This is a genomic window from Acidimicrobiia bacterium (genome assembly GCA_035948415.1).
Lineage (GTDB): Bacteria > Actinomycetota > Acidimicrobiia > IMCC26256 > PALSA-555 > PALSA-555.
In genome coordinates this window covers 1-21,554 of record DASZJD010000064.1, presented here as the reverse complement: position 1 = coordinate 21,554, position 21,554 = coordinate 1, and the positions used below count along the sequence as shown (strand labels likewise).

The following is a 21,554-nucleotide window of genomic DNA, read 5'->3' as shown; positions in this document are numbered from 1 at the left end:
GTTCGCCGACGCCGACCTCCTCGGCATGCCCGTCCGCCTCACCGTCGGGGCCAAGAGCGTCGGGCGCGGCGTCGCCGAGCGGCGGGTTCGGGCCACCGGCGTCGAGGACGAGCTGGCCCTCGACGCCGTCGTCGCCGCCCTCGCCTGATCCGCGGGGGCGACCCCGACGTGGCAGGGTGCGCCCGTGCGCCTGCCCGTCTCGCCCCCGGTGTCACCGATGCTGGCCACCCTTGCCCGCGAGCTGCCGAACGGGACCGGCTACTCGTACGAGCCAAAGTGGGACGGGTTCCGCTGCATCGTCTTCCGGGACGGCGACGAGGTCGAGCTCGGCAGCCGCAACGAGCGGCCGCTGAACCGCTACTTCCCCGAGATCATCGAGCCGCTCCAGGCCGCGCTGCCCCCTCGCGCCGTCGTCGACGGCGAGCTCGTGATCGCCACGCCCGACGGGCTCGACTTCGACCTCCTGTCGCTGCGGATCCACCCCGCCGCCAGCCGCGTCGCCAAGCTCGCGGCCGAGACCCCGGCCAGCTTCGTCGCCTTCGACCTGCTCGCCGACGGCGACGAGGACCTCCGCGAGCGCCCGTTCGCGGCGCGGCGGGCCCGGCTCGAGCGGGTCGTCGCCGACGCGCCCCCGGTCCACGTGACGCCGGCCACCACCGAGCTCGCCGTGGCGGCGCGGTGGTTCGACGAGTTCGAGGGGGCCGGACTCGACGGCGTCGTCGCCAAGCCGCTCGACGCCCCCTACCGGGAGGGCGAGCGCACGATGGTGAAGGTGAAGCACCAGCGCACCGCGGACTGCGTCGTCGCCGGCTTCCGGACCCACAAGGACGGACGCGGCGTCGGCTCGCTGCTGCTCGGCCTCTACGACGACGACGGCAACCTGCACCACGTCGGCGTGGCCAGCAGCTTCGCGGCGCCGCTGCGCGCCCGCCTGGCCGACGAGGTGGCCCCGTACCGCGACGACGCGCTCGCCAACCATCCGTGGCGCGACTGGGGCGGCGTCGACGGGGCGTCGACCCGCATGCCCGGTGCCCCGAGCCGCTGGAACGCGAGCAAGGACCTGTCCTGGGAGGCGCTGCGACCCGAGCTCGTCGCCGAGGTCGCGTACGAGCACCTCCAGGGCGACCGCTTCCGCCACACGGCCCGGTTCGTGCGCTGGCGGCCGGACCGGGACCCGCGCTCGTGCACCTACGGCCAGCTCGAGACCCCGGTGCCGGTCGAGCTGCGGACGGTCTTCGGGGTCTGAGCGACCGCGGCGCGCGTCCGCTCCGCCGGCCGTCGACCCTTCGGGGCGCCCCGACACCCCCTCGCCCCGAGCGGGGATGCGCCCGGCCCGGGTTCGAGACCCGAACCGTGGACCCGCGGCCTCGAGCTCGGCGGCGGGGCGGGACCACGCCGAGACGCCACGCGCCGTGGGCGAACAACCGGCAACGACCTGGTATCCTTTCGGGTTGTTCCGGTTGGAGAGCGGCCTCGGGTCGCCGGCGAACGTGGCCGTGAGGCCACGTTTTTTCGTGATGGGAGCAGGCGAGCGATGGCGGACCAGGAGACGGTCGCGGCTGCGGTCGAGCCCGTCGTCGCCGCGCTCGGACTCGACCTCTACGACGTCGAGGCCACCGGCCCCCACCGGGCCCGCACCGTCCGCGTCACCGTGGACCGCGCCGGCGGCGTCGACCTCGACACCATCGCCGCCGCCAGCCAGGCGCTGTCCACCGTGCTCGACGCCGACCCCGCGGTGCAGCGCGCGTGTCCCGGGCCGTACACCCTCGAGGTCACGAGCCCCGGCCTCGAGCGCCGGCTGCGCACGCCCACCCACTTCCAGCGCGCCGTCGGCAGCACCGTCTCGGTGAAGACGCGGGCCGACGGCGCCGGGCTGCGCCGGCGCGGGGTCCTCGTGGCCGCCGACGGCGACGGGATCGAGGTCGAGTTCGACACCGGCCCCGAGCGCCTCGGCTACGACGCCGTCAGCCAGGCCCGCACCGTCTTCGAGTGGGGCGCGCCGGCCAAGCCCGGTCGACGCCGCGCCCGGCAGGTGGCCTCGCGATGAACTCCGAGATGATGGAGGCGCTCGAGAACATCGAGCGCGAGAAGGGGATCTCGATCGAGATCATGCTCGAGGCGCTCGCCAACGCCCTCGTGACCGCGTACAAGCGCATGCCGAGCGCGGCCGAGGAGGCCCTCGTCGAGATCGACGTCGAGACCGGGGACATCCGCGTCATCGCCCAGGAGCTCGACGAGGAGGGCCAGGTCGTCCGCGAGTGGGACGACACCCCGAGCGACTTCGGTCGGATCGCGGCCCAGACCGCCAAGCAGGTGATCCTCCAGCGCATCCGCGACGTCGAGCGCGAGAGCAAGTACGAGGAGTACGCGGGCAAGGAAGGCGAGCTCGTCACCGGCATCATCCAGCAGACGGACCAGCGGTACACGCTGCTCGACCTGGGCCGGGTCGAGGCCCTCCTGCCGCAGGCCGAGCAGGTGCAGAACGAGCGCTACGAGCACGGCAGCCGGCTGAAGGCGTACATCGTCGAGGTCCGCAAGACCGCGAAGGGCCCCCAGATCGTGGTGTCGCGCACGCACCCCGGGCTCGTGAAGCGGCTCTTCGAGCTCGAGGTGCCCGAGATCGTCGACGGCGTGGTCGAGATCCGAGCCATCGCGCGCGAGCCGGGGCACCGCACGAAGATCGCGGTGGCCTCGAACGACCCGAACGTCGACCCGGTCGGCGCCTGCGTGGGCGCCCGGGGGTCTCGCGTCCGGATGGTCGTGAACGAGCTGCGCGGCGAGAAGGTCGACATCGTCCCGTACACCGACAGCCCCTCCGAGTTCGTGCTGAAGGCGCTGGCCCCGGCCCGGGTCCGCGAGGTCCGGATCCACGAGGACACCGGCACCGCCGAGGTGATCGTCCCCGACTTCCAGCTGTCCCTCGCCATCGGGAAGGAGGGCCAGAACGCCCGGCTGGCGGCGCGGCTCACCGGGTGGCGGGTCGACATCAAGAGCGAGACCCAGCTCCAGGAGGAGGAGGCCGGCGGCGGCGTCGAGTACGCCGAGGGGGAGTGGGTGCAGGGCCCCAGCGGCGAGCTGCTCTGGCAGCCGGCCGAGGGGGGCGACGCCATCTCGGCCGCCGAGGCCGGCTACGCGTCCCCGGCGCCGCCGAGCGGCGGCGTCGCCGTCGCCACCGAGCCCACCACCGCGGCCCCGCCGGCGCCACCGCCCGAGCCGACCTCGCCGCCCGCCCCCGCGCCGGCCGAGCCCGCAGCGTCGGCGCCGGCCGAGCCCGCCGCCGAGGTGCCGGACGAACCGGCATGAGCCGCGGCGCACCTGCGTGGGCTGCCGCCGCGTCGACGACGCCCGAGCGCTGCTCCGGGTCTCGTTCGACCGCGACGGCGCACCGCGCCTCGGCCCCGGTCCCGGCCGCGGCGCGTGGCTGTGCCGGCCGCCGGCCACGCTCGGCTGCCTCGACGCCGCCCTCCGCCGCGGCGCCCTCGACCGCGCGCTGCGGGCCCCGCTGCCCGGGCCGGGCGTCACGGCCCTGCGCGCGAAACTTGCAGGTCTGAGCGGCTGAGCCGCCCCGTCGGCCGTTCGTGGAAGGAAGCCCCAACCCTTGGCCACCAAGAAGATCAGGATCTACGAGCTCGCACGGGAGCTCGGCGTCGAGAACCAGGTGGTGCTCGACCTCGCCGACGAGCTGAAGATCGGCGTCAAGAGCCACTCCTCGAGCATCGAGGACCCGATGGCCGACCGCGTCCGCCGGCTGGCCGACTCGAGGGGCCTCCGCCGCGCCGAGCCGGAACCGGTCGCGCCCGAGCCCACCCCGCCGCCGCGCCCGGAGCCCGCGCCCGCCGCGCCGCCCACCCCGGCCCCCGCGCCCGAGCCCCGTCCGGCCGCGCCGCACCGGGTCGTACGGTCGACCGGCGGCATCCCCGAGCCCCCGCCGATCCCGCGGCCGGTGCGGCCCACCACGGGGGTCCCCGAGCCGGCGCCGTCCCTGCCCCGCGACCCCATCGGGGCGCGCCCGGCCGCGGGCCCGGCGCCGACGCCCGAGCTGCGCTCGCCGACCGGCAAGCCGATCCCGCCGCCCCCCGGGGCCCGGCGCACGCCGCCGCCCCCCGGCCCCCGCGTCTTCACCCCCAGCTCGGGCGCCCCGCCGCGAGGCGGCGGCGACCGGGCGCCCGGCGCCGGCGCCCCGAGCCGACCCCGCTTCGGCGGCGGCGGCGGCTTCCCGGGGCGGGGCGGGCCCGGGGGTGGGCCGGGAGGACCCGGCGGCCGCGGCGGGCCGCCCGGCCGCGGCCGGTCCGGCCCCCAGGGTCAGCGGCCCCGCCGCAAGAAGCGCCGCCGCCGCGACTTCGAGGACCTCGGGCCGGCGTCCCCGACCGCGCTCACCCCGATCGACGCCCCCGTCCCCGAGGGCGAGATCGTCGTGCCCCGCGGCGGGACGATCCAGGAGCTGGCGCCGAAGCTGAACCGCAACACCGCCGACCTCGTGCGGCTGCTCTTCGACGCCGGCGAGATGGTGACCGGCACCCAGACCCTCGCCGACGAGATGATCGAGCTCATCGCCGAGACCCTCGGCGCCGAGGTGCTGATCGTCGAGCCGGGTCAGGAGCAGGAGCTCGAGCTGCAGGCGCTCCTCGGCGACGAGGAGGAGGACGACGAGGCGCTCCTCGAGCCGCGGCCGCCGATCGTCACGGTCATGGGTCACGTCGACCACGGCAAGACCACCCTGCTCGACGCCATCCGCGCCACGAACGTCGTCGCCGGCGAGGCCGGTGGCATCACCCAGCACATCGGCGCCTACCAGGCCGACCGCAATGGCCGCCGGATCACGTTCATCGACACGCCCGGCCACGAGGCGTTCACGGCCATGCGCGCGCGCGGCGCCCAGGCGACCGACATCGTCGTGCTGGTCGTGGCGGCCGACGACGGCGTCATGCCGCAGACCGTCGAGGCGATCAGCCACGCCCGCGTCGCCGAGGTCCCGATCCTCGCCGCGATCACGAAGGTCGACCGCGAGGACGCCAACCCCGAGCGGGTCCGCCAGCAGCTCGTCGAGCAGGGCCTCGTCCCCGAGGAGTGGGGCGGTGACACCATCGTGGTCGAGGTCGCGGCGCCGGCCGGGCGCGGGGTCGACGACCTCCTCGAGGCCATCCTGCTCGTCGCCGACGTCGAGGAGCTCACCGCCAACCCGAAGGCGCCGGCGCGCGCGTTCGTCCTCGAATCGAACCTCGAGCAGGGTCGCGGCACCGTCGTCACCGCGCTCGTCGAGCGCGGCACGCTGCGCGTGACCGAGCCGGTCGTCGCCGGCAGCGGCTGGGGCCGGGTCCGCGCCATGTTCGACGACCGGGGCCAGACCGTGAAGGAGGCCGTCCCGTCGATGCCGGTCGAGGTCCTCGGCCTCGACGACGTGCCCTTCGCCGGCGACGAGCTGCGGGTGGCGCCCGACGAGAAGACGGCCCGGACCGTCGCCGAGGCCCGAGGCCGCCGCCGCCGCGTCGCCGGCATGGCTCACCCGATGACGCTGGCCGGCGGGGCGCGCCTCGAGGACATCTTCGCCATGGTCCAGCGGGGCGAGGTCGCGACCCTGAACCTGGTCCTGAAGGCCGACGTCCAGGGGTCCGTCGAGGCGCTGACCGACGCGCTCCGCAAGCTCGACCAGGACCACGAGGAGGTGCGGCTCTCGTTCGTGCACCGCGCCGTGGGCGGCATCACCGAGTCCGACGTGAACCTCGCCGCGGTGTCGAACGCCACCGTGATCGGCTTCAACGTCCGGCCTGACCGCAAGGCCCGCGAGCTCGCCGAGAGCGAGCACGTCGAGCTGCGCCTCTACGAGGTCATCTACCAGGTCCTCGAGGACGTGACCGCGGCCCTCGTCGGGCTGCTGCAGCCCGAGTTCGAGGAGGTCGTCACCGGCGACGCCGAGGTGCGCGAGGTCTTCTCGGTGCCGCGGGTCGGGAAGGTGGCGGGCTGCTACGTGCGCAACGGGACCGTCACCCGAGGCTCGAGGGTCCGCTTCCTGCGGGACGGCGTGGTGATCTGGAACGGCACCATCACGTCGCTCCGCCGGTTCAAGGACGACGTGCGCGAGGTCCAGGCCGGCTACGAGTGCGGCATCGGGCTCTCCGACTTCCAGGACCTCAAGGCCGGCGACGTCATCGAGACCTACGAGCTGAAGGAGCTCGAGCGCGCCCTGCGGTGACCGCCCGTCGCGAGCCCGCCGCGTCGACCACCGGCCCGCGACCGAGGCGCCGGCCCGGGCGCAGGCGCTCAGGCCGGCCAGACCTCGTGGCGCGGCGCCCAGTCGCCGTGGCCCGTCGTGCGCGTGAGCAGGCAGGTCTCGACGAGGAACTCGACGAGGGTCTGCTCGTCGAACCCCGGGGGCGCGGCGTCGAGGTGCCGCTCCGTGAGGAAGGCCCGGTCCACCGCCCGCCGCAGCGCGGCGTCGTCGCGGACCTCGGCGCGCCCCGTCACGTAGAAGGCGTCCTCGTTCTGCGCCGACGGGAACGAGTGCAGGGCGCAGCGGGGGTCCCGGCGCAGGTCGGCGAGCTTCGGGGAGGGGATGAGGAGCCCGAACAGGCCCTCGTCGACCGCGACCGGGCACATCGGGTGCAGCCGCGGCCCGCCGTCTCGACGCACGGTGCCGAGGAAGGCCAGCCCCACGCCGAACTGGTAGAGGAGGGCACGGCCGGCCTCGGCGAGGTCCGGCCGCGCCGCGCCGAACTCGTTCCAGGTCAGCACGACCCCACGCTGACCGACCGCGGGCCGCGAATCAATGCACGGCCGTGAGTCGGGTCGGCCCGGGCGACCGGGCGACGAACACGGCCCAGCCGGTGGCGGGCGTCGACGCCGACGTGGTCTCCCCGTAGACGGCCCCCCGCTCGACCGCGAAGCCGGCGCGGTCCAGCACGTCCTCGACGACGTCGGGGCGGTAGAGCCGCAGCACGTGGTGCTCGTCGGTGCGTCGGTACTCGGCGTCGCCGGTCCGGCGGAAGATCGTGATGTCGCGGTCGAGTCGGTCGCCCTCGGGGCTCTCGACGGCCCGGGCGTGCAGCGCCCAGTCGGAATGGGTGTGGAACCGCTCGCGGACGCCGGTCGGCCCGTTGCGACCCGGCGCGGCGACGTCGAAGACGAAGAGCCCGCCGGGGGCGAGCACGCCGGCGACGCGCTCGACGATGGCTTCGAGCTCGGCCAGGCCGGCGGGAGGCGCGGTGGCGTAGTTCAGCACCTCGCCGACGGCGGTGACCGCGACCGCCGGGGGCAGGGGCACGTCCAGCAGCGTGCCCTGCACGAACGTCGCGCGCGGGGCCTGCGGCGCCGCCAGCGCCACCATCGCCGCGGACACGTCGACGCCGACGACGTCGTAGCCGGCGTCGCTCACGATCCGGGCCAGGATCCCCGACCCGCACCCGAGGTCGACGACCGTGCCGGCCGAGAACCTGGCCGCGCGCAGGCGGGTGAGCAGCACGTCGGCGGCGAGGACGGCGAGGTCGCCGAACCGCTCGTGGTGGATCGCGGCCTGGTCCTCGCCGTAGAAGGGCTCGGTCGACATCGGGTGGGGGCGGGTGCGACCGGCTACGTGCCGCCGGCCCAGCAGCCCATCACCGCCAGCGTCGCCGCGAAGGCCAGGTCGGCCTTGCGGATGGCGGGCGGCGCCGCCGACGGGTCGACCGCGAGCACGAACTGGTCCTTCAGCGCCACGAGCGTCCCGTCACCGGCCTGGTAGGCGGCGTTGCCGAGGCCGTTCAGCCGGGTGCGGCCCCTCGTGGCCCGCGACTGCCGCCGGTAGGCGGCGCGCGCCCGACCCTTCGTGCGCAGGTCGTCGACCCGCAGGACGAGCTGGCCGCCGCCGAGCGGGTACGTGCACGTGTACGTGCGCCCGCTCCACGCCCCGAGCTGCGGCCCGGGGAGCGGCGACCCGAGGCTCGCCTCCACCGCGTTCCGGACCATGGGCTCGCACACCTCGGTGGCCGGGCTCCGGGCCGGGGGGGCGGCCGAGGCCGGGGCGGCGAGGAGGCCAGCGAGGAGGACGACGCCGGGGAGCGCCGCGAGCGCCGCCAGCCGTCGCATCGACGGCGACGCTAGCCCGGCACAATGGTGGCCATGCACGCGGCGGCGGTTCGGTTCGAGCTCCGGATCCCCGAGAGCCGGTCCCTGAAGACCAAGCGCGCCGCGGTCCGCCCGATCGTCGACGGGCTGCGGCACCGGTTCCGGGTGTCGGTGGCCGAGGTGGACCACCAGGACACCTGGCAGCGCGCCGCGGTGGCGGTGGCGGCGGTCGCCGACAGCGACGGCCGCCTGCGGGAGGTGCTCGCCACCGTCGAGCGCTTCGTCGACCGGGCCCCCGGCGTCGAGCTCCTGCGCGTCGAGCGGGCCGAGCTCGTCGCGCCCGACGGCGGGCTGGGGGAGTGGTGAGCGTGCCGTCGGGCTCGCGCCGCCGCTACGCCCGGACGCTGCGGGTCAACGAGGTGGTGCGCGAGGCGCTCGCCGACGAGCTCGAGCGGTGCTCCGACCCGCGCCTGACCATGGTGACGCTCACCGGCGTCGACGTGAGCCCGGACCTGCGCCACGCCATCGTGTACTACGCCGCCCTCGGCGCCCCCGACGAGGAGCCGCAGGCCGCCCTCCGGTCGGCGGCGTCCCACCTCCGCGCGGTGCTGGGTCGCGAGGTGCGCCTGAAGTACGTTCCCCGTCTGCACTTCCGAGCCGACCCCGCCATCGAGCAGGGCCAGCGGGTGGAGGAGATCCTCCGCGGGCTCCATCGAGGCGGAGGCGATGGGGAGGACACGCCGTGAGCGACGCCGAGCTGACCCGTGCCGCCGCGGCCGTCCGCGACGCCCGCCAGGTCGCCCTGGCCTGCCACGTGAACCCGGACGGGGACGCCCTCGGCTCCATGCTCGGGCTCTTCCACGTGCTGCGCGCCGCCGGCGCCGACGTGCTGGCCTCCTTCCCGTCCCCGTTCGTCGTCGCGCCCCACTACCGGGAGCTGCCGGGGCTCGCGCTGCTCACGAAGCCGGAGGACTTCCCCGAGCACCCCGACGTGATGGTCACCTTCGACTGCGGCTCGCTCGGCCGCCTCGGCGACCTCCAGCCCGCGGCCCTGGCGGCCCGGGAGCTCGTCGTCATCGACCACCACATCTCGAACGACCGCTACGGCACCATCAACGTCATCGAGCCCGACGCGGCGGCGAGCGGCTGGGTGGTGCACCGCCTCGTCGACACGCTCCGGCTGCCGCTCGACCGTGACGCCGCCGTGTGCCTCTACGCCGCCATCGTCTGCGACACGGGACGGTTCCAGTACGACACGACGACGCCGGAGGTCTTCGACCTGGCGCGGCGGCTCACCGAGTTCGACGTCCCCGTGGCCCGGCTGTCGCGGTCCCTCTTCGAGGAGCACCGGTTCGCCTACCTGCAGCTGCTCGCGGACGCGCTCGCGAACGCCGAGCTCGTGCGCGACCAGCAGTTCGTGTGGACGGCGGTCACCCAGGAGATGCTCGAGCGACACGCGGTGACGATCGAGGAGGTCGAGGGCCTCATCGACATCCTGCGCCGCACCGCCGAGGCCGAGGTCACGTGCGTCCTGAAGGAGGAGGTCGACGGCCAGGTCCGGGTCAGCCTCCGGTCGCTCGGCGCCGTCGACGTGCGCCGGATCGCCGAGGCCTACGGGGGCGGCGGCCACCGGTACGCCGCCGGGTTCACCTCGGACGTCGGCATCCCGACCACGGTGGCGCGGATCCGCGCTGCCCTCTGAGCCGAGGCTCGAGCGGTGCACGACGGCCTCGTCGTGGTCGACAAGCCGGCCGGCTGCACGTCGCACGACGTCGTGGCCCGCCTCCGCCGCGTGTACGGGCAGCGCCGGGTGGGCCACGCCGGCACCCTCGACCCCGACGCGACGGGGGTGCTGCTCGTCGGCCTCGGTCGGGTGACGCGGCTGCTGCGGTTCCTCCAGGACCACCCGAAGACCTACCGCGGCGAGGTGGTGCTCGGCGTGGCCACGAGCACGCTGGACGCGTCCGGCGCCGTGCTCGACCGTCGCCCGCTGCCGGTGACGCGGCCACAGGTCGAGCACGCCGCGCGCCGCTTCCTCGGCGACACCCAGCAGGTGCCGCCGATGGTCAGCGCGCTGCGGGTCGGCGGTCGGCGCCTCCACGACCTCGCCCGGCGCGGCGAGGAGGTCGAGCGGGCGCCCCGTCCAGTGCACATCGAGCGGCTCGACGTCGTCGACTTCCGCCCCGGCCCCTACCCGGTGGCGGAGATCGTCGTCGAGTGCAGCGCCGGCACCTACGTGCGGTCCCTCGCCGCCGACCTCGGCGCCGCCCTCGGCGGCTGCGCGCACCTCGACGCCCTGCGCCGCCTGCGCGTCGGCTCGTTCGGGCTCGACGAGGCCCGCGACCTCGACGCCGTCGCCGCCGACCCCGGCGGGGCGCTGCTCCCGCCGCCGGCCGCGGTGCGGGACCTCACCCCGGTGCCGGTCGACGCCGAGCAGGGACGGGCGGTGCGGCACGGCATGACGTTCCCGGAGTCGGCGCTCGACGCCGCCACCGGGCCCGGCCCGTTCGCGCTCCTCGACCCGTCGGGCGCGCTGCTGGCCGTGTACGAGCGCCGGAAGGCGGGGTTCAAGCCCGTCGTCGTCGTGGCGAGCGCGGCCGCGGAGGTCTGACCGATGCGGGTCGACGACCTCTCCACGTACGAGCCGTCGGGCGTCGGCGCGGTCGTGACGATCGGCGCTTACGACGGGGTGCACCTCGGCCACCAGGCGGTGCTGCGCCTCGTGCGGGAGCTGGCGACCGGCCGCAGGCAGGAGGCGGTGTGCCTGACCTTCGACCGCCACCCGGCCGAGGTGGTCCGACCCGGCAGCGCCCCGTGCCTGCTCACCACGCTCGACCAGAAGCTCGAGCTGCTCGCCGCCACCGGCTACCTCGACACGACGGTCGTGCTCGCCTTCGACGAGGCCCGCAGCCGCGAGACCGCCGAGGACTTCGTGCGCGACGTGCTCGTGGCGAGGCTGGGCGCGCGCCTCGTCGTCGTCGGCTCCGACTTCCACTTCGGGCACCGTCGCCACGGGACGGTGCGGCTGCTCGAGCAGATGGGCGCCGAGCTCGGCTTCGAGGTCGTCGGGCTCGGGCTCGTCCCGGTCGAGGGCGACGCCGAGGCCACCCCGTACTCGTCGACCGAGATCCGCCGGCTGCTCGCCGACGGTCGCGTGGCGGCGGCGGCGGCCATGCTCGGGCGACCGCCGCGACCGTACGAGCTGCGCGGCGCGGTGGTGACCGGCGACGGGCGCGGCCGCGCCCTCGACTTCCCCACCGCCAACATCGCCCTGCCGGCCCGGTCGTGCCGTCCCGCCGACGGGATCTACGCCGGCACGTTCGTGGCCGAGGATGGCGCCGAGCGGCCGGGCGCCATCTCGATCGGGCGGCGCCCCACCTTCTACGAGGACGCCCCCGAGTCCGTCCTCGAGGTGCACGTGCTGGACTTCGACGGCGACCTCATCGGGCAGTCCGTGGCGGTCCGGTTCGTCGAGCGGCTGCGCGGCGAGGACCGCTTCGACTCCGTCGACGCGCTCGTCCGCCAGATGCGCCGCGACGTGGACGCGACGCGAGCGATCGTGGGCCGCTGAGGCCGCCCCGGAGCGGGGGGCGCGGGGGAGGGACGCGGTCGCGGCGCCCTCGGGCGACCGACGCCGGGGCCGGCGGCGCCGACGAGCCGGTCCGAGGCGTGATCGCCGCTCGGAGCGCCGCCGCCGGCCTCTGGTAGCGTGGGCTTCTCACTACAGGTCTGAGTCACGCAATGCCCGACCCCACCGCCACCATCGCCGAGCACCGCCTCCACGAGACCGACACCGGCTCTCCCGAGGTCCAGGTGGCGCTCCTCACCGAGCGCATCAACCACCTGACGGAGCACCTGAAGGTCCACACCAAGGACCATCACTCGCGCCGCGGCCTGCTGATGATGGTGGGCCGGCGCCGTCGGTTGCTCGACTACCTCCGGCGCAACGACGTCGAGCGGTACCGGGCGCTCATCGCCAAGCTCGGCCTGCGCCGGTAGCTGAGCGTCGGTTGTCAGTCGCCAGTGCCCGACCGGGGCGCCGCCCGCGTGCGGCCCGGTCCGGACGCTGACCACTGGGAACCGCCGCTCCGAACAGAGGAGCGCGTTCTCGTGCCAGCCATCAAAGTGTCGGGCGCGGTGTCGCCCGACGACAAGGTCCTGTCCTTCGAGACCGGTCGTCTCGCCCCCCTGGCCGACGGCGCCGTCGTCGTCCAGCTCGGCGGGACCACCCTGCTCTCGACCGTGGTCACCAGCAAGCCCCGGGAGGGCATCGACTTCTTCCCGCTCACCGTCGACGTGGAGGAGCGGATGTACGCGGCGGGGAAGATCCCCGGGTCCTTCTTCCGCCGCGAGGGCCGGCCCGGCGAGCAGGCCATCCTGACCGACCGCCTCACCGACCGGCCGCTGCGCCCGTCGTTCCCGGAGGGGTTCCGCAACGAGGTCCAGGTCATCGCCACCATCCTCGGCGCCGACCTCGAGAACCCGTACGACGTCGCGTCGATCAACGGCGCGTCGGCCGCGCTCATGGTCTCCGGGATCCCGTTCAACGGCCCCATCGGGGCCGTGCGCATCGCCCACCGCGACGGCGAGTGGGTCGCGCACCCCACCTACCAGGAGGGCGACGAGTCCACATTCGAGATGGTCGTCGCGGGCCGGCGGCTCGCCGACGGCGACGTCGCCATCATGATGGTCGAGGCCGGCGGCACCGAGCGCACCTGGTCGCTCTACGGCGAGGGCGCACCGAAGGTCACCGAGGACGTCATCGCCGACGGCCTCGAGTGGTCGAAGCAGTGGATCAACGCCTCGATCGACCTGCAGCTCCAGCTCGTGGCGGCGGTGCAGGAGCAGTCCGGGCCGATCGAGGAGATCGCGTACGACCCGCAGCTCGACTACGACGCCGACGTGTTCGACGCCGTCGCCGACTCCGTGCGGACCGAGACCGCCGAGGCGATGGCGATCGCCGACAAGACGGCGCGGAACACCAGGCTCGACGAGCTCGACTCGGCGGTCGTCGCCGAGCTCGCCGGCGGTGAGGGCGCGCCCTACGCCGACCGGGCCGGGCAGGTGCGGAAGGCGTTCCGGGCCCTGCAGAAGCAGGTCGTGCGCCGGCGGATCGTCGAGGAGGGCCTGCGCATCGACGGTCGGTCGCCGACCGACATCCGGCCGCTGTCCGCCGACGTGGGGCTGATCCCGACCGCCCACGGGACGGGCCTGTTCCAGCGGGGCGAGACCCAGGTCTTGACCGTCACGACGCTCGGCATGCCGCGCATGGAGCAGATGCTCGACACCATCGGCATCGACGACCGCAAGCGCTACATGCACCACTACAACTTCCCGCCCTTCTCGACCGGTGAGACGGGCCGGGTCGGCTCGCCGAAGCGCCGCGAGATCGGGCACGGGGCCCTCGCCGAGCGCGCCCTCGTGCCGGTGGTCCCGCCCGCCGAGGAGTGGCCGTACACGATCCGGGTGGTCTCCGACGTGCTGTCCTCGAACGGGTCGACGTCGATGGCCTCGGTGTGTGGCTCGACCCTGTCGCTCATGGACGCCGGGGTGCCGATCCGCCAGCCCGTGGCGGGAATCGCCATGGGCCTCGTCTACGCCGAGGGCAAGTACACGACCCTCACCGACATCCTCGGCGCCGAGGACGCCTTCGGCGACATGGACTTCAAGGTCGCCGGCACCCGCGAGTTCGTCACCGCGCTCCAGCTCGACACGAAGATCGACGGGCTGCCCGCCGACGTGCTCGCGCAGGCGCTGCGGCAGGCCCGCGACGCCCGGCTCGCCATCCTCGACGTCATGGCCGGCGCGATCGCCGAGCCTCGCCCCGACGTGAAGGGCACGGCGCCGAAGATCATCAGCTTCGAGATCCCGATCGACAAGATCGGCGAGGTGATCGGCCCGAAGGGCAAGGTGATCAACACGATCACCCAGGAGACCGGCGCCGACGTCTCGGTCACCGACGACGGGATGGTCGGCACGGTCACGATCGGCTCGAGGGAGTCGTCCGCCGTCGCCGAGGCCCGGCGTCGCATCGAGCTGATCCTCGAGCCGCCGACCGCCGACCTCGGCGCCGAGTACACGGGCCGGGTCGTGAACATCACGAAGTTCGGGGCCTTCGTGAACGTGCTGCCCGGCAAGGACGGGCTCCTCCACATCTCGAAGCTCGGACGCGGCAAGCGCATCGACCGGGTCGAGGACGTGCTGAACCTCGGCGACGAGGTCACCGTGCGCGTCGACGACATCGACAACGCCGGCAAGCTGTCGCTCAGCCTCGTCGGCGACGGCGACGAGCCCGCGCCGGCCGGCGACCGCGACGAGCGGCCGTCCCGACCGCGGCCGACGGGGTCGTCGTCCCGACCCGAGCGGGGCCGCGGCGACGACAGCGCGCCGAGCGGCGCCGACGTGACGTCGTTCGAGGATCGCTGGGAGGCGGAGGCCCGCGCCGAGTTCGGTGACCTCGGGCCCGGGGAGGTGGCGCGCACCGGCGGCGGCGGACGCCCCAGCGGCGGTGGCGGCGGGCCGCGACGGCGGCGTCGACGCTGACCGGCTCAACCCCTCGGTCGACGATGCCGATCACCCCCGGATGATCGGGCGGACCCGGCTCGCGTCCGGGCTCCGCGTCGTCACCGAGTCCCTCCCGCACCTGCGCTCGGCCGCGGTCGGGTTCTGGGTCGGCACCGGCTCCCGCGACGAGCCCGCGCCGCGGGCGGGCGTCAGCCACTTCCTCGAGCACCTCCTGTTCAAGGGCACCGCCGACCGCGACGCGGCCGCGATCGCCGAGACCGTCGAATCGAGCGGCGGGGACATGAACGCCTTCACCGCCCAGGAGGTCACCACCTTCTTCGTGCGCGTCCCGGACGAGCGGCTCCCCCTCGCCGTCGACATCCTCTCCGACATCGTGTGGCGCCCCGCCCTGCGGCCCGCCGACGTCGAGTCGGAGCGCCAGGTGATCCTCGAGGAGCTGCACCTCCGGGACGACGAGCCCGAGGACCTGGTCCAGGACCTCTTCACCGAGGCCGTCTTCCCCCAGCACCCGATCGGCCGCGAGGTGATCGGGTCGGTGGCGACCATCGAGGGCATGTCCCGCGAGGACATCGCCGACTTCCACGCCCGGCACTACCGGCCCAGCAACGTCGTCGTCGCCGCCGCCGGCAACGTCGAGCACGACCGGGTGGTGGAGCTCGTCGGGGCCAGCCTCGACCCGGCCAACGGGAGCCGGCCGCCCCGGGAGCCCTACGAGGGGGAGCCGCCCCCGCGCCCGCTGGCGCTCCTCGAGCGGCCCACCGAGCAGGCCCACCTCGTGCTCGGCATGCGGGCCCTCAAGAACGACGACCCCGACCGGTACGCGCTCACGGTGCTGAACCAGGCCCTCGGCGGCGGCATGTCGTCGCGGCTGTTCCAGGAGGTGCGGGAGCGGCGGGGCCTCGCGTACTCGGTGTACTCGTACCGAGCCGCGCTCGAGGAGACCGGGGTGCTGGCGGTCTCCGCCGGCACCGCCCCGGAGCGGGTCGACGAGCTCCTCGACGTGCTCGAGGCCGAGCTGCAGCGCGTCGTCGTCGACGAGGGCGTGTCGGCGCGCGAGCTCGCGGCGGCCCAGGGTCACCTGCGCGGGTCGCTGGCGCTGTCGCTCGAGAGCTCGGGGTCCCGGATGCACCGCATCGGCCGCAGCGAGCTGACGCTCGGCGAGGTCCCGACCCTCGACGAGCTCGTCGCCCACGTCGACGCCGTGACCGCCGACGACGTCGCGCGCGTCGTCGAGCGGGTCCTGGCCGGGGGCGACCGGACCCTGGCCGTCGTGGGTCCCTTCACGGAGCAGCGCTTCACCGGGCGGGGGCCTAGCCTCACGCCGTGACGAAGGTCGGGGTCTTCGGCGCCGGCGGCCGCATGGGCCGCACGGTCTGCGCCGCCGTGGCCGCCGAGCCGACGCTCGAGCTCGTCGCCGCCGTCGACCCGTATCACGTCGGCATCGACCTCCAGCAGCTCGGCGTGCCCGCCCCCGGCCTGCAGGTCGCCGGGTCGCCCGACGCCCTCGTCGACGCCGACGCCGCCGTGGCGGTGGACTTCACCGTCCTCGAGGCCGCCTACAAGAACCTCGAGTGGTGCGCCGAGCACGGCATCCACGCCGTCGTGGGCACGACCGGCTTCACCGCCGGGGACCTCGCCGCGCTGGCGGCCCGGTTCGAGGCGTCGACGGCCAACGCGGTGATCGCCCCGAACTTCTCGATCGGCGCGGTGCTGATGATGCGCTTCGCCGAGATGGCCGCCCCGCTCTTCGACTCGGCCGAGGTGGTCGAGATGCACCACGACGAGAAGGTCGACGCGCCCTCGGGCACGGCCCTCCTCACCGCCGAGCGGATGGCCGCCGCGTCCGGCGACTGGAGCGCCGACCCCACTGAGCAGACCGTGCTCGACGGGGCCCGCGGCGGGGAGGGCCCGGCCGGGATCCGCGTGCACTCGCTCCGCCTCCGCGGGCTCGTCGCCCACCAGGAGGTGATCCTCGGCACCACCGGGCAGACCCTGACCATCCGCCACGACAGCTTCGACCGGTCGTCGTTCATGCCCGGCGTCGTCCTCGCGGTGCAGGCCGTCGCCGACCGGCCGGGGCTCACCGTCGGCCTCGACACCCTGCTCGGCCTCTGAGCGCGGTGCCGGTCCCGGCCGAGCCGCGCCAGGCCGTCCTCGCCGGCGCCTACGACTGCATCGGCCGCTTCGGCCTCGACAAGACCACCCTCGAGGACGTCGCGAGGGCGTCCGGCGTGTCCCGGGCCACCATCTACCGGCTGTTCCCGGGCGGGCGGGACCAGCTGCTGCGGGAGACCGTGGGCTGGGAGATGAACCGCTTCTTCGCCCGGCTCGCCGACGCCGTCGCCGACGCCCCCGACCTCGCCACCCGCCTCGAGACCGCCCTCACCTTCGCCCACCGGGCGGTCCAGGAGCACGCCGTCCTCCAGAAGGTCCTCGTCACCGAGCCCGGCGCCCTCGTGCCGCTCATGACCATCGAGAGCCAGCGGGTCCTGCGCTACATCGCCGAGTACCTCCGGCCGCTCCTCGCAAGCGAGGCCGCCGCCGGGCGGCTCCGGGCCGGGGTCGACGTCGACCACGCCGCCGACTACCTGGCCCGGATGGTGCTCTCCCTCATCGGCAGCCCCGGCCGCTGGGACCTCGAGGACCCGGCGGCGGTCCGCGCCCTGGTCCGGGCCGAGCTCCTCGGCGGGATCCTCGCCCGGCCGGACGGAACCGGGTAGCCCGCGGCCCCAGCTGAGTAGCCGCTACTCATGACCCCCGAGCGTCGCCCCTCCACGATGGGGCGAGCCGACTGGCGTCCGCCAGTCCCGATCCGAGGAGCACCGCACCCCGATGGGCATGTTCAAGGACATCAAGAAGATGAAGGACCAGGGCAACGAGATCCGGAAGTCCCAGGGCAAGCGCACCGGGATGATCGGCATGCTGCGCGACACCCCGAGCACGATCAGCCAGGCCAGCTCGGCCATCGACGACGCCATGGCCCTCCAGGCCCAGATCCAGGGCGAGCAGGCGCTCCTGAGCTCCGGCACCCCCGGTCGGGCCACGATCCAGAACTTCACCGACACCGGCACGCTCGTGAACTTCAACCCCCAGGTCGTGCTCGACCTGCAGGTCACCGTGGCCGGCCAGCCGCCGTACGCGACCCAGCTCACCACCGCGGTGCCGCAGGTCTACCTGAGCCGGCTGCAGCCCGGGGCCGAGGTCGGCGTCAAGGTCGACCCCGCCGACGGGTCGAAGCTGACCATCGACTGGACCGCCTAACGGGGCGCAGGGGGCGGCCGCGCGGCCGCCCCCGCTCCACCCTTCTCCGTCTTCTCTGTGGCCGCCGGCCGTGCGGCCGCGCCGGCGGCGTCACCGAGGCGGGAGCCAGATCCCACCGCCGGCGGGCTGGCGGTAGCCGAGCGTCTGGTACACGGCGTCGACGAGCGCCTGGCCGCGCCGGTTGGCGCCGAGGCCGCGCCCCTGCTTGTTCATCGTGTAGCCGAACGAGAGGCGGGCGACCGGGTCGGCGAAGCCGAGCGACCCGCCGAACCCGGCGTGCCCGAACGCGTCCTCGCTCAGCAGCACGCTGTCCTCGGCGGAGGTGTTCGCGACCGGCTTCATGAACCCGAGGCCCCACCGGGTCGGCACCCCGAGGGCGGCGTCGACCGCGGTCGCGGCCGCGACCCGGGACGCCTCGGCGAGCGTGGCCGGGTCCAGGACGGTCACGCCGTCGACGGCGCCGCCGAGGGTCAGGGGCCGGTAGAGGCCGGCGAGGGCCCGCGCGTTCGCGACGCCGTTGGCGGCCGGGATCTCGGCCGCGTGGACCACGCGCCGGTCGATGGCACCGGGCTGGAGCAGGCCGCCGGAGTTGGCGGCGATGAGCGCCGGGATCGACGTCGGGTCGGCCATCGCCCGCGCGAAGAACTCGGGGACCGGGTCGCCCGGGTCGGGCGGGTCGGCCGGAATGGTCGGCGCCACCCGCGGCTCGTGCTCCGCCGGCAGGCCGATCCAGAAGTCGAGGCCCAGCGGCTCGGCCACCTCGTCGCGGAAGAACCGGCCCAGCGACCGGCCCGAGACGCGACGGACGAGCTCGCCGGCCAGGTGCCCGAACGTGAAGGCGTGGTAGCCCTGCCGCGTGCCCGGTGGCCACAGCGGCTCCTGGGCCGCGAGCCGCTCCACCACCAGGTCCCAGTCGGTGAACCCGTCCTCGGGCAGCGGCTCCCGCAGCGCGGCCAGGCCGGCCTGGTGGCTCAGCAGCACCCGCACCGTGATCCCGTCCTTGCCGCGCTGCCCGAACTCGGGCCAGTAGTCCGTGACCCGGGCGTCGAGGTCCAGGCCGCCCCTCGACACGAGCACGTGCGCGCAGAGCGCCGTCGCGCCTTTCGTGCACGACCACACCACCCCGATCGTGTCCCTCGCCCACGGCCGCCCCGCCGCCGGGTCGGCCACCCCGCCCCACAGGTCGACCACCGGCTCGCCGTCGACGGCGACGCACACCGAGGCGCCGACCTCGCCCCGCTCGGCCAGGTTGCGCTCGAACTCCTCCCGCACGGTCGAGAACCGGGCCTCGCACCTGCCGTCGACGGTCACACGCCTGCCCCCTCCCGACGCGGCGCTCGCCGCCCCGCGACCCCAGCATCCCTCCGCGTGGCCGCCCGGGGAAGCGGCGCCGGCCCGGCCCGGGCTCTGGCTCGGTGTGACGGGGGGCACAGGGCCGACCGTTGACGTTGAGACGAAACGAGTCGTATCGTCTCAGGTGGTATGAGCGCCGTCCTCACCGAGCGTGAGCGGACCGATCGCCCGAACGACCTCGAGTCCCGGGCCGTCCAGGCGCTGCTGGCCTGCGTCGCCCGCCAGGGGGTGCGGAAGACCACCCTCGACGACGTGGCTCGCGAGGCCGGCTGCTCCCGCGCCACCCTCTACCGCTACTTCGCCAGCAAGCAGGCCGTCCTCCAGGCCGCGGTGCGGACCGAGGCCGACCGGGTCACCGGGGCCCTGCGGCAGGCCGCCGCGGGCGCCGACACCCTCGAGGACGCGGTGACCGCCATCCTCGGCGCCGCCGGCGACCTGGTCCGCCACCACCCCGCCCTCCAGTTCGTCGCCGCCTTCGAGCCCGAGCGCCTCCTGCCCCACCTCGCCTTCGCCGGCGGGGACCGGTTCCTCGCCGCCGCCACCGACGCGCTCGTCCCGGCCCTGGCGCCCTTCGTCGACGGGCCCGAGACCGGTCGGGCCGCCGAGTGGGTGGCCCGCGTCGGCCTGGCCCTCCTCTGCTCACCGACCCCGCCCGTGGCCCTCGACGACGAGCCCGCGGTCCGCGCCTACGTCTCCGAGTTCCTCGCGCCGGCGATCCGCGCCGGCGCCCGCCCTCGTTCCCCCGCCGCCACCAGGAGGTGACGCAATGTCGAGCACCGAAGAGCTGATCGGCCGCACCGATGTCGACGACATCGAGGCGATCCTGGCCGTCACGAACACCGACGTCGACGAGCTGACGCACGCGGTCCGCGCCAACGCCGACGCCATCTTCACCTGGGACTACGAACAGACCCGCAAGCCCCTCCAGAAGCTGTACGAGAAGGCGAAGACGTCGCAGTGGAACGCGCGGGACCTGCCGTGGGACACCGACGTCGACCAGGAGGCGGTCGCGATCGCCAACCAGATCCAGAACGGCTGGGCCGACAACCGGATCGACCTCACGGGCACGCCGTTCGAGCACTGGGGGGACCGGGAGTGGCTCGACTTCAACATCGAGTCGCAGAACTGGACCCTGTCGCAGTTCATGCACGGCGAGCAGGGCGCGCTCATCTGCACCGCCCAGATCGTCGAGACCGTCCCGTGGATCGACGCCAAGTACTACGCGTCGACGCAGGTGATGGACGAGGCCCGTCACGTCGAGGTCTTCGGCCGCTACCTCTCCGAGAAGCTGTCCGGCTTCTACCCGATCAACGCCCACCTCAAGATGCTGCTCGACGACATCATCGCCGACAGTCGCTGGGACATGACCTACCTCGGCATGCAGATCATGGTCGAGGGGCTGGCGCTGGCGGCGTTCGGCTTCATGCACCAGATGACGACCGAGCCGCTGCTCAAGCAGCTGCTCCGCTACGTCATGAGCGACGAGGCTCGTCACGTGGCGTTCGGCGTCCTGTCGCTGAAGGAGTACTACGAGCAGCTGTCGGCGGCCGAGATCCGGGAGCGTCAGGAGTTCGCGTTCGAGGCCGCGGTGCGCATGCGGGACCGCTTCCTCCAGCAGGAGGTCTGGGAGCGCATGGGGATCGACGTGAAGGAGGCGGTGAAGGTCGTGCTCCACGACCCGGACCGGCCCATCTTCCAGGCCATGCTGTTCTCGAAGATCGTCCCGAACTGCAAGAAGCTCGGCCTGCTCGACGCCGCCGACGGGTGGCTGCGCGACCGGTTCACCGAGCTCGGCGTGATCCAGTTCGAGGACTGGGTCGACACCGGCGAGGAGTACGCCACGCTCGACGAGGTGGCGAAGGACCGCGCTCCCGCCTCGGCCTGATCGCGCCGTCATCGCGTGCGGCCGCCGCCGTGGCGGCGGCCGACCGCCGATCGCGCACTAACTTCGTCGCATGCCCGGGGTCCGGATCGTCTTCCTCGGCGGCCTCGGCGAGATCGGCCGCAACTGCTTCTGCCTCGAGGTCGACGGGCGGATCGTGGTCGTCGACTGCGGGCTCATGTTCCCCGGCACCGACATGCCCGGCATCGACCTCGTCCTGCCCGACTTCACCTACCTCCGGGAGCACGCCGACCGCGTCGACGGGATCGTCGTCACCCACGGCCACGAGGACCACGTCGGCGGGCTCGCCTACCTGCTCCGCGACGTCCCCGCCCCGATCTACGGCTCCGCGCTCGCGCTGGGGCTGGCCCGCAACCGGATCGAGGAGGCCGGGCTCCTCGGCCGCACCGAGCTGATCCCCGTCGCCGACGGCGAGCGGCGCGCCATCGGGCCGGTCGAGGCGGAGTTCGTCCCCGTCACCCACTCGGTGCCGCAC

General features: G+C 74.4%; 23 protein-coding genes. 19 read left to right on the top strand and 4 right to left on the bottom strand.

Annotation, left to right across the window (positions count from 1 at the left end):
• Positions 1–184 precede the first annotated feature (184 nt).
• The 5 genes from VG869_09090 (at position 185) to infB (ending at position 6,190) form a co-directional block, all read left to right on the top strand.
• On the top strand, positions 185–1,246 hold the full coding sequence (locus tag VG869_09090; GenBank protein HEV3451347.1) for an ATP-dependent DNA ligase: 1,062 nt from the start codon (positions 185–187) through the stop codon (positions 1,244–1,246).
• A 288-nt stretch (positions 1,247–1,534) separates the two neighbouring features.
• Complete coding sequence (gene rimP, locus VG869_09085) at positions 1,535–2,047, top strand: ribosome maturation factor RimP (protein HEV3451346.1); 513 nt, start codon at positions 1,535–1,537, stop codon at positions 2,045–2,047.
• Entirely contained in the window at positions 2,044–3,303 is a 1,260-nt protein-coding gene (nusA, locus tag VG869_09080) for a transcription termination factor NusA (GenBank protein HEV3451345.1), read from the top strand. The genes rimP and nusA overlap by 4 nt, the downstream gene beginning before the upstream one ends.
• A 16-nt stretch (positions 3,304–3,319) precedes the next feature.
• Entirely contained in the window at positions 3,320–3,559 is a 240-nt protein-coding gene (locus VG869_09075) for a YlxR family protein (GenBank protein ID HEV3451344.1), read from the top strand.
• A gap of 39 nt (positions 3,560–3,598) precedes the next feature.
• Complete coding sequence (gene infB, locus VG869_09070; GenBank protein ID HEV3451343.1) at positions 3,599–6,190, top strand: translation initiation factor IF-2; 2,592 nt, start codon at positions 3,599–3,601, stop codon at positions 6,188–6,190.
• Between the two features lie 68 nt (positions 6,191–6,258).
• Here the strand turns inward: infB and VG869_09065 are convergent, their stop codons facing one another.
• From VG869_09065 to VG869_09055, 3 genes are read right to left on the bottom strand one after another with little or no spacing between them, the layout of a single operon-like run.
• Complete coding sequence (locus VG869_09065; protein ID HEV3451342.1) at positions 6,259–6,729, bottom strand: pyridoxamine 5'-phosphate oxidase family protein; 471 nt, start codon at positions 6,727–6,729, stop codon at positions 6,259–6,261.
• A gap of 31 nt (positions 6,730–6,760) precedes the next feature.
• Positions 6,761–7,540: a class I SAM-dependent methyltransferase gene (locus VG869_09060; protein HEV3451341.1), complete on the bottom strand. Its 780-nt coding sequence runs from the start codon at positions 7,538–7,540 to the stop codon at positions 6,761–6,763.
• A gap of 23 nt (positions 7,541–7,563) precedes the next feature.
• Positions 7,564–8,058 carry a hypothetical protein gene (locus tag VG869_09055; protein ID HEV3451340.1) on the bottom strand — a complete coding sequence of 165 codons (495 nt, stop codon included), beginning with the start codon at positions 8,056–8,058 and terminating at the stop codon, positions 7,564–7,566.
• A gap of 33 nt (positions 8,059–8,091) precedes the next feature.
• Here VG869_09055 and VG869_09050 point away from each other — a divergent pair, with 33 nt between their 5' ends.
• From VG869_09050 to VG869_09000, 11 genes are all read left to right on the top strand, one after another.
• A complete protein-coding gene (locus VG869_09050) occupies positions 8,092–8,403 on the top strand; it encodes a DUF503 domain-containing protein (protein HEV3451339.1) in 312 nt (103 codons plus the stop codon).
• Positions 8,400–8,783 carry a 30S ribosome-binding factor RbfA gene (gene rbfA / locus VG869_09045; GenBank protein ID HEV3451338.1) on the top strand — a complete coding sequence of 128 codons (384 nt, stop codon included), beginning with the start codon at positions 8,400–8,402 and terminating at the stop codon, positions 8,781–8,783. Before VG869_09050 ends, rbfA begins: the two co-directional genes overlap by 4 nt.
• On the top strand, positions 8,780–9,739 hold the full coding sequence (locus VG869_09040; GenBank protein ID HEV3451337.1) for a bifunctional oligoribonuclease/PAP phosphatase NrnA: 960 nt from the start codon (positions 8,780–8,782) through the stop codon (positions 9,737–9,739). The genes rbfA and VG869_09040 overlap by 4 nt, the downstream gene beginning before the upstream one ends.
• Before the next feature lie 15 nt (positions 9,740–9,754).
• Positions 9,755–10,648, top strand: a complete 894-nt coding sequence (truB, locus tag VG869_09035) for a tRNA pseudouridine(55) synthase TruB (GenBank protein HEV3451336.1) — start codon at positions 9,755–9,757, stop codon at positions 10,646–10,648.
• A gap of 3 nt (positions 10,649–10,651) precedes the next feature.
• Positions 10,652–11,608: a bifunctional riboflavin kinase/FAD synthetase gene (locus tag VG869_09030; GenBank protein ID HEV3451335.1), complete on the top strand. Its 957-nt coding sequence runs from the start codon at positions 10,652–10,654 to the stop codon at positions 11,606–11,608.
• A gap of 170 nt (positions 11,609–11,778) precedes the next feature.
• A complete protein-coding gene (gene rpsO / locus VG869_09025; GenBank protein HEV3451334.1) occupies positions 11,779–12,036 on the top strand; it encodes a 30S ribosomal protein S15 in 258 nt (85 codons plus the stop codon).
• Between the two features lie 111 nt (positions 12,037–12,147).
• The gene (locus VG869_09020) at positions 12,148–14,580 is read left to right on the top strand and encodes a polyribonucleotide nucleotidyltransferase (GenBank protein ID HEV3451333.1); all 2,433 of its coding nucleotides are present in this window, start codon (positions 12,148–12,150) and stop codon (positions 14,578–14,580) included.
• Entirely contained in the window at positions 14,546–15,889 is a 1,344-nt protein-coding gene (locus VG869_09015; protein HEV3451332.1) for a pitrilysin family protein, read from the top strand. The genes VG869_09020 and VG869_09015 overlap by 35 nt, the downstream gene beginning before the upstream one ends.
• Positions 15,886–16,677 carry a 4-hydroxy-tetrahydrodipicolinate reductase gene (gene dapB / locus VG869_09010; GenBank protein ID HEV3451331.1) on the top strand — a complete coding sequence of 264 codons (792 nt, stop codon included), beginning with the start codon at positions 15,886–15,888 and terminating at the stop codon, positions 16,675–16,677. Before VG869_09015 ends, dapB begins: the two co-directional genes overlap by 4 nt.
• A 5-nt stretch (positions 16,678–16,682) precedes the next feature.
• A complete protein-coding gene (locus VG869_09005; protein HEV3451330.1) occupies positions 16,683–17,282 on the top strand; it encodes a TetR/AcrR family transcriptional regulator in 600 nt (199 codons plus the stop codon).
• A gap of 112 nt (positions 17,283–17,394) precedes the next feature.
• Positions 17,395–17,823, top strand: coding sequence for a hypothetical protein (locus VG869_09000; protein ID HEV3451329.1), 429 nt, complete (start codon positions 17,395–17,397; stop codon positions 17,821–17,823).
• A 90-nt stretch (positions 17,824–17,913) separates the two neighbouring features.
• Here VG869_09000 and VG869_08995 read toward each other — a convergent pair whose 3' ends face one another.
• The gene (locus tag VG869_08995) at positions 17,914–19,134 is read right to left on the bottom strand and encodes a serine hydrolase domain-containing protein (GenBank protein HEV3451328.1); all 1,221 of its coding nucleotides are present in this window, start codon (positions 19,132–19,134) and stop codon (positions 17,914–17,916) included.
• Positions 19,135–19,305: 171 nt separating this feature from the next.
• On the opposite strand from VG869_08995, the gene VG869_08990 reads away from it, so the two are divergent.
• From VG869_08990 to VG869_08980, 3 genes are all read left to right on the top strand, one after another.
• The gene (locus tag VG869_08990; GenBank protein ID HEV3451327.1) at positions 19,306–19,938 is read left to right on the top strand and encodes a TetR/AcrR family transcriptional regulator; all 633 of its coding nucleotides are present in this window, start codon (positions 19,306–19,308) and stop codon (positions 19,936–19,938) included.
• 4 nt (positions 19,939–19,942) lie between these two features.
• Positions 19,943–21,061, top strand: coding sequence for a ferritin-like domain-containing protein (locus tag VG869_08985; GenBank protein HEV3451326.1), 1,119 nt, complete (start codon positions 19,943–19,945; stop codon positions 21,059–21,061).
• A gap of 70 nt (positions 21,062–21,131) precedes the next feature.
• On the top strand, positions 21,132–21,554 hold a 423-nt coding region (locus VG869_08980), incomplete at its 3' end, for a ribonuclease J (protein HEV3451325.1).

Coding starts and splice junctions, on each gene's coding strand:
- rimP (HEV3451346.1), top strand. CDS start 1,535: ATGGCGGACCAGGAGACGGTCGCGGCTGCGGTCGAGCCCGTCGTCGCC.
- nusA (HEV3451345.1), top strand. CDS start 2,044: ATGAACTCCGAGATGATGGAGGCGCTCGAGAACATCGAGCGCGAGAAG.
- VG869_09060 (HEV3451341.1), bottom strand. CDS start 7,540: ATGTCGACCGAGCCCTTCTACGGCGAGGACCAGGCCGCGATCCACCAC.
- VG869_09055 (HEV3451340.1), bottom strand. CDS start 8,058: ATGCGACGGCTGGCGGCGCTCGCGGCGCTCCCCGGCGTCGTCCTCCTC.
- VG869_09050 (HEV3451339.1), top strand. CDS start 8,092: ATGCACGCGGCGGCGGTTCGGTTCGAGCTCCGGATCCCCGAGAGCCGG.
- VG869_09030 (HEV3451335.1), top strand. CDS start 10,652: ATGCGGGTCGACGACCTCTCCACGTACGAGCCGTCGGGCGTCGGCGCG.
- rpsO (HEV3451334.1), top strand. CDS start 11,779: ATGCCCGACCCCACCGCCACCATCGCCGAGCACCGCCTCCACGAGACC.
- VG869_09000 (HEV3451329.1), top strand. CDS start 17,395: ATGGGCATGTTCAAGGACATCAAGAAGATGAAGGACCAGGGCAACGAG.
- VG869_08990 (HEV3451327.1), top strand. CDS start 19,306: ATGAGCGCCGTCCTCACCGAGCGTGAGCGGACCGATCGCCCGAACGAC.
- VG869_08985 (HEV3451326.1), top strand. CDS start 19,943: ATGTCGAGCACCGAAGAGCTGATCGGCCGCACCGATGTCGACGACATC.